We start from the raw sequence: 11,946 nt of genomic DNA, 5'->3' as shown, positions 1-11,946 counted from the left end.
GCGCTTACAGTGCGATCCTGGTGAACCCGTCGCGCAAGGCTTCGGACCAGGCGTGCGACATGCGCGCAAACTGCGCGTCTTCCTTCTCGATCCGGCGCCGCATCGTCACCTTGCAGTCGTCCTTCTCGATCACGGCCAGATCCAGCGGCATCCCCACCGACAGGTTCGAACGCAGGGTCGAATCCATCGACAGCAGCACCGCCTTTTGCGCGTCTTCCAGCGAAGTATCCGGCCGGACCACCCGGTCCAGGATCGGCTTGCCGTATTTATGCTCGCCGATCTGCAGGAAAGGCGTGTCCTCGGTCGCCTCGATGAAATTGCCTTCGGGATAGATCAGGAACATCCGCATCGCGCCGCCCTTGCGCTGCCCCGCAACGATCATCGAGGCCGAGGTCGAGACCTTCGATGCCTCCATCCGCGCGTCGATGTCCTGCCGCACCGAAGCCAGCGTGTCACCGACGATTTCCGCCACCTTCAACATCGTCGGCGCCAGCATGATCGAATCCGACGGCGTGGCGTCGGGGTCGTCCACCGCCTCGCGCAGGCGTGCCATGGTGGTTTGAGTCACCGAAAGCGACCCGGCGGTCAGAATTGTCACCACCCGTTCGCCCGGTTCTTCGAAAACGAACATCTTGCGATAGATCGCAATATTGTCGACCCCGGCGTTGGTGCGGGTATCGCTCAACAAAACCATGCCTGCATCCAGCAGCAGGCCCACACAATAGGTCATCCGATCCCCCGGGATTCGCGCGTTACGGCGAGATTATTGCTGCACCGACTCGAGGGCAACTGTGACATCGAGGCTCTCTTCGCCCGTGCCAAGCGCGATGCCCTTGATCGGCGCCGCGTCGCGGGCATCGAAGCCCGATCCCAGCCGGATATAGCGCCCGTCCGGGCAGCACTGATTGGCCGCGTCAAACCCGATCCAGCCGATCCCCTGCACCCAGATTTCGGCCCAGGCATGGGCGGCCTCGTGCGGCTCGCCATCATCGCGCGCGAACAGATAGCCCGAAACATAGCGCGCCGGCAGTTCCACCGCGCGGGCGCAGGCGATCAGCGCATGGGCATGATCCTGGCAGACCCCTTCGCCCAGGGCCAGCGCCTCGGCGGCGGTGGTATGGGCATGGGTCACGCCTGGCTTGTAGGCGATCGCCTCGGCCACGGCGCGGGACAAGCGATGCGCGCGGTCCAACCCGTCTTCGGCCCCCGAAACCGCCTCTTGCGCCAGCGTCTCCAGGCCATCGTCGATCCAGGTTGCGGTGGTTTCGCGCAGATAGGCGAAGGGCGAGACGGTTTCGCGATGCCCACGCAGGACACCCGCCATATCAGTGGTTTCGACCTGCCCGGTCACGACGACCGTCACCTCGGACACCGGACCGCGCAGCGACCAGCCTTCGACACGGTCTCCGGCACCGTCCCGAAAACTGCCGCCTTTGACGCCGCCGTCGACCGCGACATCCCAGTTGATGATGCGCTGCCCGTCGAACCGCGAGGGGAACAGCCGCAGCGACTGCACCGCGGACCGCATCGGCGCGTCATATTGGTAGGTGGTGACGTGATTGACCGTCAGGATCATCGCGCTTCTCCGCTCAGATAGGCGTGCTGCACCATTTCGGTCAATTCGCTGATCTCGCGGATGAACCGGGTCAGGAATTCATGCAGCCCCTCTTCGAAAATGTCCTCGATCCGGGTTTCAGACAACTCGCCCAGCACCGCGCGCGCCCGCATCTGCGCCGGACCCGATTTGTGGTAATCGCGCGCCAGCTGGTCCAGATGTTCCATAGCGGTTTCCGTGGCGGTGATCAGCGACCGCGGACTTTGCCGGTTCAGGATCAGGAAATGTGCGATTTTTGCAGCCGTGATTTCGCCGCCATAGGCCCAATGGAAGGCGCGATGCGCCGAAAGCGCGCGCAGCAGCGTCTGCCACTGGTAGTTATCAAGCCCGGAACCCACAAAATCCAGCCGCGGCAGCAGGACATAATATTTCACATCCATCAGCCGCGCGGTGTTGTCCGCCCGCTCCAAGGCGAAGCCAAGGTTGAGGAAGTGATAGCCGTCGTTGCGCAGAAGCGTCGCATCCATTGCCCCGCGCACCATCGCCGCCTGCCGGTTAACCCATTCGGTCAGCTCGGTCAGCTCCAGTTCTGACCGCGCCTGCCGTTCCAGCTGACGCATTTCCTGAAACGCCATGTTCAGCGCGTCCCAGACCTGGCTGGTCATTGCCGTGCGCACGATGCGCGCGTTTTCGCGGGCCCGCTCGATGCAGCTGACAACCGAACTGGGGTTGTCACGGTCAAAGAACAGATAGCTTTCGATGTTGCGCTGCACCGGGTCGCCGTATTTCGCCGCAAACCCCTCGGCCGTGCCCGAGGCCTGCAGCAGGCTTTCCCATTCGCTGCGATATCCGTGCCCGGCCGAGGGCATCAACGCGATCCGCGCGCCCACCTCCAGCAGCCGCGCCATGGTTTCCGCACGCTCGATGTAACGTGCAATCCAGAAAAGGTTTTCCGCCGTCCGGCTCAGCATGTCAGTTCACTCCGCCAGAACCCAGGTATCCTTGACCCCGCCGCCCTGCGACGAGTTCACCACAAGCGAGCCTTCGGTCAGCGCCACGCGGGTCAGACCGCCCGGCACCAGCTCGATCTTTTCGCCAACCAGACAATAGGGCCGCAGATCGACGTGACGCGGCGCGATGCCTTCCTCGACGAAGGTCGGCGTGGTCGACAGCGCCAGCGTCGGCTGGGCGATGTAATTGCCGGGGTCTTCCTCGATCTTCAGACGGAAATGCTCGATCTGGTCCTTGCTCGCCTTCGGCCCCACCAGCATGCCATAGCCGCCCGATCCGTGGACCTCTTTCACCACCAGTTCGGGCAGATGCGAGAGAACATATTTCTTGTCCTCTTCCTTGCCGCATTGCCAGGTCGGCACGTTCTGCAAAAGCGGCTCTTCGCCCAGATAGAAGCGGATCATGTCGGGCACGAAGGTATAGATCGCCTTGTCATCGGCCACGCCCGCGCCCGGCGCCGAGGTGATCGTGACCCCGCCAGAGCGGTAGACATCCATCAGACCCGGCACCCCCAGCATCGAGTCGGGGCGGAAGCACAGCGGGTCGAGGAAACTGTCGTCGATCCGCCGATAGATCACGTCGAGCTTCTTGGGCCCTTCGGTCGTACGCATCCAGACGAATCCGCCCTCGACGAACAGATCCGCGCCCTCGACCAGTTCGACCCCCATCAGATCGGCCAGGAAGCTGTGTTCGTAATAGGCCGAGTTGAAATGCCCCGGCGTCAGAATCGCGATCGTCGGGTCGCGGTCGCATTTCGCGGGCGCGACCGAGGCCAGCGTGCGGCGCAGCGCATCAGCATAGCCATCGACCGGCTCGATCCGGTTTTCGCGGAACAGCGCGGGGAACATCCGCATCATGATCTCGCGGTTTTCCAGCATGTAGCTGACGCCCGAGGGCGTGCGGCAGTTGTCTTCCAGAACGAAAAATTCGTCCGGTCCGGTGCGCACCAGGTCAATGCCGACGATATGGCTATAGATCCCGCGCGGCGGGGTGAAGCCGGTCACCGCGCGTTCAAAGGCCTCGTTCTGATAGACCAGACGTGCCGGGATCTTGCCCGCGCGCACGATCTCGCCGCGGCCATAGACATCCAGCAGAAAGGCATTCAGGGCACGGGCGCGTTGCTTGATGCCACGCTCCAGCTTGCGCCATTCGAACTGGGTGAATACGCGCGGGAACATGTCGAACGGGATCAGGCGATCCGGGTCGCCCCCTTCGCCGTAGACCGCGAAGGTGATCCCGATGCGGCGGAACAACGCCTCGGCCTCGGCCTGTTTCATTTGCCGCAATTCGGCGGGCATTGCGCGGGTCCAGTTCTCGAGCCGGGCATAGGGCTCGCGAACTTTGCCGCCATCATACATTTCATTGAAGAAGTTGGTCATTCGCCTTGATTCCTCCGGCCTTGGGTCAAGCTTAGGCAGCGCCCCGAGAGAGGAAAAGTGGCGCCGAAGTGTTAACGCCGTTCAGCCGCAAGAAATTGCCCTGAAAATAGAACAATGCATATATTTTAATCACCCAGCGTCCGTTCTGGTGTGTGGACGCCCCGGTTCCCCGGTGCCCGATGGGGGTGCCGGGCCTTGCACCGCCCCCCTGCCACCCCCTATCTGTTGGGCAACACGCAACACGAGGACGCCATGACCCTGACCCTGCCGACACCCGTTTTTGATGCCAATGCCAGCGCGGGGGCCTTCGGCGATCTGCCCGACTGGGATCTGAGCGATCTGTACACCGCACCCGATGCCCCCGAATTTGCCCGTGATATGGACTGGCTCGAACGCGCCTGTGCGGAGTTTGCGGCCGATTACGAAGGCAAGCTGGCCGGGCTCGACGCGGCGGCCATGGCCGAATGCATCCAGCGCTACGAGGCGATCGAAACCACCGCCGGGCGGATCATGTCCTATGCGGGCCTGCGCTATTACCAGAACACCACCGATGCCGGCTGTGCCAAATTCCTGGCCGACGCGCAGGACAAGATCACCAACTTCACCACGCCGCTGGTGTTCTTCAGCCTGGAATTCAACCGCATCGAGGACGCCACCTATGCGACCGTCTTCGCCGATCCGGCCGTGGCGCGCTACAAGCCCGTCTTCGACCGGATGCGCGCGATGAAACCGCATCAGCTGTCGGATGAGATGGAAAAATTCCTGCACGACCAGTCGGTTGTCGGCGCCGCCGCGTGGAACCGGCTGTTTGATGAAACCACCGCCGGGCTGGAATTCACCGTGCAGGGCGAGGTGCTGAGCCTGGAAGCGACCACCACACTCTTGTCGGATCACGACCGCGCCAAGCGCGAGGCGGCAGCGCGCGAGCTGGCGCGGGTCTTCGGGGAAAACATTAAGCTGTTCGCCCGGGTCCACAACACGCTGGCCAAGGAAAAGGAAATCGAGGACCGCTGGCGCAAGATGCCCACGCCGCAATACGGCCGCCATCTGGCCAACGATGTCGAACCCGAGGTGGTCGAGGCACTGCGCAATGCGGTGGTAGCTGCCTACCCGCGGCTTTCGCACCGTTATTATGCGCTCAAGGCGCGCTGGCTGGGACTGGACAAGCTGCAGGTGTGGGACCGCAACGCCCCCCTGCCCGCCGAATCCCCACGTCCGATCCAATGGGACGAGGCCCGCGAAACGGTGATGTCGGCCTATGCCGCCTTCGCGCCGGAAATGGCCGAGATCGCCGCGCCCTTCTTTGACAAGGGCTGGATCGACGCGGGCGTGAAGCCGGGCAAGGCCCCGGGGGCCTTTGCCCATCCGACCGTGACCACGGTGCATCCCTATATCTTGCTGAACTATCTGGGCAAGCCGCGCGACGTGATGACCCTTGCGCATGAACTGGGCCATGGCGTGCATCAGGTGCTGGCGGCGGATCAGGGCGAGCTGCTGGCGTCAACGCCGCTGACGCTGGCCGAAACCGCCTCGGTCTTTGGCGAGATGCTGACCTTCCGCAAGCTGCTGGAGGGCGCCAAGACCCCGGCCGAGCGCAAGACCCTGCTGGCGGGCAAGGTCGAGGACATGATCAACACGGTCGTGCGCCAGATCGCGTTCTACGATTTCGAATGCAAGCTGCACGCCGCCCGCGCCCAGGGCGAGCTGACGCCGGACGACATCAACGCGCTGTGGATGTCGGTGCAGGCCGAAAGCCTGGGGCCGGTGTTCGAGTTCATGCCGGGATACGAAACCTTCTGGTCCTACATCCCGCATTTCGTGCACTCGCCCTTCTACGTCTATGCCTATGCCTTCGGCGACGGTCTGGTGAACGCGCTTTATGCCGCCTATGCCGACGGCCTGCCCGGGTTCGAAGAGAAGTATTTCGCGATGCTCCGTGCCGGCGGCTCGATGCATCACAAGGATCTGCTGGCGCCCTTCGGGCTGGATGCCACCGACCCCGCGTTCTGGGACAAGGGGCTGAGCATGATCGCCGGGCTGATTGACGAGCTGGAGGCGCTGGAAGACTAACGCCACGGCAGCGCGCAGCCCGGTTTGCGGGCGGCCAAACCCCTGATAGCCTCCCCTCAAACGGGGAGGTTTTTTCATGGCATATGGTTGGCTGAAGGGCATTGCGGGGGTGGCCGCTTTGGGGGCTGTGGGGTTTTTCACCTTCGCCCCCGGCGTGGTCGAGAACGGGCAGAACAGTGTGATGGCGCATGACCCCTGGCCGGTTTCGGCCGAGGCGGCGGCGCTGCATGCGGGGCTGGTGGTTGGCGACTGGCATTCCGACGCGCTGCTGTGGGACCGCGACCTGACCGAACGCAGCCCGCGCGGCCATGTCGACCTGCCGCGCCTGCGGGCGGGCAATGTGGCCGTGCAGGTCTTCACCACCGTCACCAAAAGCCCCAAGGGCCAGAATTACGACCACAACTCCGCCGATGCCGCCGACAATATCACGCCCCTGGTGATCGCCGAACTGCGCCCGCCGAAGACATGGTTCAACCTGACCGAACGCGCGCTGGATCAGGCCGCACGACTGAACGCCATCGCCGCGCGCGCGCCCGATCAGTTGCGGGTGATCCGCAGCAAATCCGATCTGGCCGATCTGCTGGCCGCGCGCGCGGCGGGGGCACAAACGGTGGGCGGCATTCTGGGGGCCGAGGGCGCGCATGCGCTATCGGGCGAGATCGCCAATCTCGGGCGGCTTTACGATGCCGGGTTCCGGCTCGTCGGATTGACGCATTTCTTCGACAACGAACTGGGTGGCAGCCTGCATGGCGCCGAGGACCGGGGGCTGACCGATTTCGGGCGTCAGGTGGTGGCCGAACTGGTCGCGCGCGACATGGTGATCGACCTTGCCCATGCGTCCGAGCAAATGGCGCGGGATGTGCTGGCAATCCCGGGCACCCGGCCGATCGTGTCGCATACCGGCATTCACGGGGTCTGCCCGGTCAAGCGCAACTACCCCGACGATCTGATGCAGGCGATTGTTGCGAAAGGCGGGGTGGTCGGCATCGGCTACTGGGCCGATGTGACCTGCGATGCGACCCCTGCGGGCGTCGCCGCCAGCATCAAGGCCGCCGTCGCCTTGCTGGGCGAAGATCACGTCTCGCTCGGCTCGGATTTCGACGGCGCGGTGGAAACCGGGTTCGACAGTTCGGAACTGGCCGCACTGACACAGGCGCTGATGGATGCGGGCTTGCCTGCGCCGGTGATCGCCAAGGTGATGGGCGGCAACATGATGCGCTATCTGGCCGAAACCCTGCCTGACTGAGCCGCCTGCGCCCCCGGCCGCAAACCGGGGGCAGCTCAGCCCAGAACGCCCTCAACCTCGAACCGCGTCAGGCGGGGGTGGGCCAGCGGCCCGAATCCGGCCAGCGTCGGCATCTGCGGAAACAGCGCCGCGAACAGCGATAACATGCGCGGGGCAATCATCTCGGCGATCCCCTCGCCGGGGTGATAGCTCTCGATCTCCAGCCCCGCGACGCGCAGCGACCCATGACGGGCCAGCACCACATGGAACATCGGCACCGGGGCAACAGGGGTCAGCTCGATCACGCCAACCCCGTCGACGAAGGCCCGCGCGGGCACATAGGCCGCCTCCAGGCCCAACTGCGCGCGCAGCCGCGTGTCACGCAGGCAGATCCGCGCGCGCGGCCCCAGCATCAGATCGGGCATCGGACGGCCCAGCCCCAGGGACTCGGCGGTGATCCGCGTCAGGGTCACCTGGTCATCGGGGTGCGGGGTCGTCGCGCGCGGATAGGCCATCATCGAACCAACCCAGGTCACGGTCTCGCTGCGCCCTTCGGCAGTCAGCACCCGCGTGCCGGGCTGCAGGTCTTCGACCGCGACGGGGCCGAACTCGGTCTGAATCAGCGATCCACGCGCCAGGGCGGAGAATGCCTCTTCGAACAGCGGCGTTGCCGGGGCCAGCCGGGTCGAAGTTTCGATATCCCCCTGCGGGGTGAGCCAGGCGGCCTCGTAGCGACGCGTCAGAGGCATGGCGCGCAGAGGCCGCCCGTCAACAGGAACCGTGGCACGCCCAAGGCGCGCCGCAACATTTACTGCCGGGTCCACGTCGGACGGGATGCGCCCGACCGTGGAACGGTGAGGATACGACATGCGATCAGCCTTTCGGTCTGGTCACATCTGCCACGGCCCCCACCGGGTGCAGAGAGACAAGCCCAAGATGGCGTCTTTGCGCGGTTCCGTCAAACTTTTCAAAAGATTGGCCCCGGGGGGCGCGTCAATCTGCGGGCCGACCGGGCGACTGTTTCGGCGGCAAAGCGCGGTGCCACACAGCCGCCGCATTTGCCAAAATCCTGCCATGGTCTGACACGAATCATCGTGCTCTGCGGCCCTGTGCAACGCGCAGGATGGCACCCGCGTACAAGCCAACCGGCCGGGAGTGGCAGCCCCCGGCCGGTGTGTCATCGTCTAGGGGGAAAGTCTCAGGACGCGCGCACGGCGCGGGCGGCCAGCGCACGCGGGATCATCCGCTCTTCCCGGCGCGCAATCGTTTCGGCACGACGCGCCCCCCGGGCCCAGGGCATCCGGGTCTCGCATTTGGCAGCCTCGGTCAGAGCCGATTTCATCCAGCGGGCGGTGGTGTTGGTCGCGGTCATGGTCTGCTCCTGCTCTGCGGCTGTTAAGATCGGGTCTTGCGCCCGGATGAGGCAGGTATGACGGCCCATTGCGGCAAGGATTTGGCAGGAACGGAAAAATCTTGTGCACAAACCGCCCAGAATTATGGCGCAGGGATTGTTTCAAATTACGCACAAATCAACGGAATATCGCGGATTGACCGCATGGCCTGCCCTGATCGTGGCACAAACAAGGCAGAGCGCCTCTTGATCGCGCCACAATCAGAGCCGGATCGCCGAAATCAGCCGCCCGTAATCGGCTTCACCCAGATGAGTCGTGCGGCGATAGGAATAGAACCGCTCGGGATCGGAATAGGTGCAGTGCCGCGTCCATTCCGCCACGCCGACCCCGGCTTCACGCAGCCGGTGCACACCGAACCCCGGCAGGTCGAACATCGGCTTGCCCTGCGGCCCACCGGAAAAGAACCGGCCATAGTCCGGGTCTTCGGTCAGGAAGGTTTCCATGAAATCGTGACCGACCTCATAGGCACGCTGCGAAATGCACGGCCCGACCACGGCGACAATATCGCCGCGCGTGGCGCCCAGGGATTCCATGGCCTCGATCGTGGCCTCCAGCACGCCCTCCAGCGCGCCGCGCCAGCCCGCATGCGCCGCGCCTACCACGCCCGCGCGCCGGTCAGCCAGCAGCACCGGCTGGCAATCGGCGGTCAGCACGCTCAACACCAGCCCGGGCGTCGCGGTGACGAGCGCATCGGCCTGCACCGGCGCATAGCTTGGCCCCGAAATAACGGCGACATCGGCGGAATGCACCTGATGCACACCGATCAGCGCGGCGGGCGCCACCCCCATCGCCCCGGCAACCCGGTCACGATTGATGTTGACCGCCTGCGTCTGGTCGCTGGAACCGTGACCGCAGTTCAGACCGGCAAACACCCCCGATGAGGCACCGCCCTTGCGGGTGAAAAACCCGTGGGAAACGCCGTCGAGTGCAGGCGAGGTCAGGATTTCAAGCTGTGCAGACATTCATCACGCGCGGACCGCATCGAAACCCGGCGGCAGCGGGGCAAGAGGGGGATAGACAGCGAGGCTCTGGAACAGGTGACCCATTTCCTCGGGGTGGGTCAAGCGCCGATGCGCCGCGATATGCGCCTCAAGCGCGGAACCGGCAAGGTTTCGCGCCAGCGCCTGCGCCCGTCCGGTGATGCCCAGCCGTTCCAGCAGCACGCCCTGCGGGGTCATCGCGCTGCACGCCGCACCCGCGGCCTGCGCGGCCTGGGCCAGCGGTTCGAACGCGACATGGGCAGTCAGATCGGCCTCGCCCGGGCTGGCAAAGGGGCTTTCGGGCCGATGTACGCGCAGGGCCTGAAACGTGTCGCCCAGACTGCGCCAGTGGCCATAGTCGATGAAAATCGCAACCCCGCCGCGCGCAGCGATCCGCGCGGCCACCTGACCGACGAAGGCCGGCGCACCGGGGCAGATCTCGACAATATCGCCATCGCGCGTATCGCCCAGCCGATGCGCCAGCGCAGCCAGGGGCACGGGCGGCGCCAGCCCCGGCACCAGCGCGCCCTGCGCATCAAGGCCCACCTGCCGCTCGGCCCAGGCGTCACCGCGCCGCTCGAACTGCCGGATCGGCAGCGCATCCAGAAATTCATTGGCCAGCAGGAACACCGGCCCCTCGGGCAGCGTTTCCAGACTGTCGTGCCACTGCACCCGATGCCCCGCCAGCCGCGCGCGCTGAACCTCGCGCAGCGTGGGCGAGGCCTCGATCAGATGCACCTGTGCCGCCTCGGCCATGCCCGGCACCGCACGGATCGCGCGCAGAACATCGGCCATCAGCGTGCCGCGCCCCGGCCCCGGCTCGACCAGCAGAAACGGCGCGGGGCGCCCCTGATCGAGCCAGACCTGCGCCAGCTCCAGCCCCAGCATCTCGCCGAACATCTGGCTGATTTCCGGGGCGGTGATGAAATCGCCCTCCTGCCCGAACGGATCGCGGGTGGCATAATAACCGTGATCGGGATGCAGCAGGCATTCGGCCATGTAATGATCAAGCCGCAACGGACCTTCGGCCGCGATCCGGCGTTCCAGAATCCGGGCCAGCGCCGTCATGCATTGCCCCGCCGCATCGCCCGCGCGATGAACCACACCCCCAGCGCGATCATCGGCAGCGACAGGATCTGCCCCATGGTCAGCCCGCCCTGCCCGATCTGAAGTGCATAGCCCAGCGGGTTGGTATCGCTGGCGAATTGCGCATCCGGCTGGCGCACCAGTTCAACCAGCGAGCGCGCCAGACCATAGCCCGTCAGGAACACCCCAAGCAGCAGACCGGGCCGCCGCAACGCCCCGGCCGCGGTCAGCCCCCAGAGGATCGCGCCCAGCAGCAGACCTTCAAGCCCGGCCTCGTAAAGCTGCGAGGGGTGACGCGCGCAAAACCCGTCGACCTGCCCGGCGATGCCGTTGCAAACCTGCGCCTGGGGCAGCGGAAAGATCACGCCCCAGGGCAGATCGGTCGGACGCCCCCACAGCTCTGGCTTGATGAAATTCGCCACCCGCCCCAGCAACAACCCGATCGGCGCGACAAGTGCGAAGGCATCCGCGATGCGCAATGCAGGCAATTGATGGCGGCGGCAGAACCACAGCCCCGCAACCACCACGCCCACGAAGCCGCCGTGAAAGGCCATGCCGCCTTCCCAGACCTTCAGGATCTCCAGCGGATGCGCCAGATACCAGCCCGGCTGATAAAACAGCACAAAGCCGAGGCGCCCACCCAGCACGACCCCCAGAATCACCGCCGTCAGCAGTTCTTCGACCAGATCCGGCGGCATCGGGGCCACACCACCCCACAGCGCCGGGCGCTTCATCAGCGTCACCATGATCCGCCAGCCCGCCAGCAGACCGCCGATATAGGCCAGCGCATACCAGCGGATCGGCAGGTCCACGCCGGGAATGACAATGGCGTTCGGGTCGATCTCGGGGAAGGGAATGGCCATGACGCTCCTCGTTTGGCGCGCAACACACCCCGGGGCCGCGATGAAGTCAACCTTGAGTCTTGCGCCCCGCGCCCTCATATAAGGCAAAACCCCGTGACCAGACCGGAGCCCCCGATGCAAGCGCCCAACAAACTGTTCGACGAAATGTCCAAGCTGATGACCAATGCCATGGGCGTGGCCCAGGGCGCCAAGACCGAGGCCGAGACCGCGATGAAATCCTGGATGGACCGCTGGCTGGCCGATCGCGATTTCGTCACCCGCGAGGAATTCGATGCCGTGCGCGCGATGGCCCAGAAGGCCCGCGAAGAGAACGAGGCCCTGAAGGCGCGTCTCGATGCGCTGGAAGGCAAGAAAGACGCCTGATT

The 11,946-nt window shown here is 65.1% G+C and carries 12 protein-coding genes; 3 read left to right on the top strand and 9 right to left on the bottom strand.

What is annotated here, in order from left to right; translation table 11 throughout:
* Positions 1–4 precede the first annotated feature (4 nt).
* Genes P2G62_RS11830 through P2G62_RS11815 form a run of 4 tightly spaced genes read right to left on the bottom strand, consistent with a single transcriptional unit; the run spans position 5 to position 3,945 of the window.
* Entirely contained in the window at positions 5–730 is a 726-nt protein-coding gene (locus P2G62_RS11830) for a proteasome-type protease (protein WP_275735107.1), read from the bottom strand.
* A gap of 33 nt (positions 731–763) precedes the next feature.
* A complete protein-coding gene (locus P2G62_RS11825) occupies positions 764–1,576 on the bottom strand; it encodes a transglutaminase family protein (protein WP_275735106.1) in 813 nt (270 codons plus the stop codon).
* Positions 1,573–2,526 (bottom strand): alpha-E domain-containing protein, encoded by a 954-nt coding sequence (locus P2G62_RS11820; protein WP_275735105.1) that lies wholly within the window; start codon positions 2,524–2,526, stop codon positions 1,573–1,575. The genes P2G62_RS11825 and P2G62_RS11820 overlap by 4 nt, the downstream gene beginning before the upstream one ends.
* Positions 2,527–2,532: 6 nt before the next feature.
* On the bottom strand, positions 2,533–3,945 hold the full coding sequence (locus P2G62_RS11815; RefSeq protein ID WP_275735104.1) for a circularly permuted type 2 ATP-grasp protein: 1,413 nt from the start codon (positions 3,943–3,945) through the stop codon (positions 2,533–2,535).
* 252 nt (positions 3,946–4,197) lie between these two features.
* On the opposite strand from P2G62_RS11815, the gene P2G62_RS11810 reads away from it, so the two are divergent.
* Positions 4,198–6,015, top strand: coding sequence for a M3 family oligoendopeptidase (locus P2G62_RS11810; protein WP_275735103.1), 1,818 nt, complete (start codon positions 4,198–4,200; stop codon positions 6,013–6,015).
* A gap of 76 nt (positions 6,016–6,091) precedes the next feature.
* Positions 6,092–7,261, top strand: coding sequence for a membrane dipeptidase (locus P2G62_RS11805; RefSeq protein WP_275735102.1), 1,170 nt, complete (start codon positions 6,092–6,094; stop codon positions 7,259–7,261).
* A gap of 35 nt (positions 7,262–7,296) precedes the next feature.
* Here the strand turns inward: P2G62_RS11805 and P2G62_RS11800 are convergent, their stop codons facing one another.
* From P2G62_RS11800 to lgt, 5 genes are all read right to left on the bottom strand, one after another.
* On the bottom strand, positions 7,297–8,109 hold the full coding sequence (locus P2G62_RS11800; protein ID WP_275735101.1) for a Hint domain-containing protein: 813 nt from the start codon (positions 8,107–8,109) through the stop codon (positions 7,297–7,299).
* Between the two features lie 329 nt (positions 8,110–8,438).
* Entirely contained in the window at positions 8,439–8,612 is a 174-nt protein-coding gene (locus tag P2G62_RS11795; protein ID WP_275735100.1) for a hypothetical protein, read from the bottom strand.
* Positions 8,613–8,852: 240 nt separating this feature from the next.
* Positions 8,853–9,614, bottom strand: a complete 762-nt coding sequence (gene pgeF / locus P2G62_RS11790; RefSeq protein WP_275735099.1) for a peptidoglycan editing factor PgeF — start codon at positions 9,612–9,614, stop codon at positions 8,853–8,855.
* Between the two features lie 3 nt (positions 9,615–9,617).
* Complete coding sequence (locus P2G62_RS11785; protein WP_275735098.1) at positions 9,618–10,700, bottom strand: SAM-dependent methyltransferase; 1,083 nt, start codon at positions 10,698–10,700, stop codon at positions 9,618–9,620.
* Positions 10,697–11,581, bottom strand: a complete 885-nt coding sequence (gene lgt, locus P2G62_RS11780; RefSeq protein WP_275735097.1) for a prolipoprotein diacylglyceryl transferase — start codon at positions 11,579–11,581, stop codon at positions 10,697–10,699. Before lgt ends, P2G62_RS11785 begins: the two co-directional genes overlap by 4 nt.
* 114 nt (positions 11,582–11,695) lie before the next feature.
* Here lgt and P2G62_RS11775 point away from each other — a divergent pair, with 114 nt between their 5' ends.
* Positions 11,696–11,944, top strand: a complete 249-nt coding sequence (locus tag P2G62_RS11775) for an accessory factor UbiK family protein (RefSeq protein WP_275735096.1) — start codon at positions 11,696–11,698, stop codon at positions 11,942–11,944.
* The last annotated feature ends 2 nt before the right edge of the window (positions 11,945–11,946 follow it).

Origin of the sequence: Paenirhodobacter sp. CAU 1674 (assembly GCF_029222945.1) — a bacterium.
Lineage (GTDB): Bacteria > Pseudomonadota > Alphaproteobacteria > Rhodobacterales > Rhodobacteraceae > Rhodobacter.
Note: the sequence above shows the minus strand (reverse complement) of the source record. Positions and strands in the feature narration are given on the sequence as shown.

Bases quoted from the DNA above. Each gene is read 5' to 3' on its own strand.
- P2G62_RS11830 (WP_275735107.1), bottom strand. From the start codon at position 730: ATGACCTATTGTGTGGGCCTGCTGCTGGATGCAGGCATGGTTTTGTTG.
- P2G62_RS11825 (WP_275735106.1), bottom strand. From the start codon at position 1,576: ATGATCCTGACGGTCAATCACGTCACCACCTACCAATATGACGCGCCG.
- P2G62_RS11820 (WP_275735105.1), bottom strand. From the start codon at position 2,526: ATGCTGAGCCGGACGGCGGAAAACCTTTTCTGGATTGCACGTTACATC.
- P2G62_RS11815 (WP_275735104.1), bottom strand. From the start codon at position 3,945: ATGACCAACTTCTTCAATGAAATGTATGATGGCGGCAAAGTTCGCGAG.
- P2G62_RS11810 (WP_275735103.1), top strand. From the start codon at position 4,198: ATGACCCTGACCCTGCCGACACCCGTTTTTGATGCCAATGCCAGCGCG.
- P2G62_RS11805 (WP_275735102.1), top strand. From the start codon at position 6,092: ATGGCATATGGTTGGCTGAAGGGCATTGCGGGGGTGGCCGCTTTGGGG.
- P2G62_RS11800 (WP_275735101.1), bottom strand. From the start codon at position 8,109: ATGTCGTATCCTCACCGTTCCACGGTCGGGCGCATCCCGTCCGACGTG.
- P2G62_RS11795 (WP_275735100.1), bottom strand. From the start codon at position 8,612: ATGACCGCGACCAACACCACCGCCCGCTGGATGAAATCGGCTCTGACC.
- pgeF (WP_275735099.1), bottom strand. From the start codon at position 9,614: ATGTCTGCACAGCTTGAAATCCTGACCTCGCCTGCACTCGACGGCGTT.
- P2G62_RS11785 (WP_275735098.1), bottom strand. From the start codon at position 10,700: ATGACGGCGCTGGCCCGGATTCTGGAACGCCGGATCGCGGCCGAAGGT.
- lgt (WP_275735097.1), bottom strand. From the start codon at position 11,581: ATGGCCATTCCCTTCCCCGAGATCGACCCGAACGCCATTGTCATTCCC.
- P2G62_RS11775 (WP_275735096.1), top strand. From the start codon at position 11,696: ATGCAAGCGCCCAACAAACTGTTCGACGAAATGTCCAAGCTGATGACC.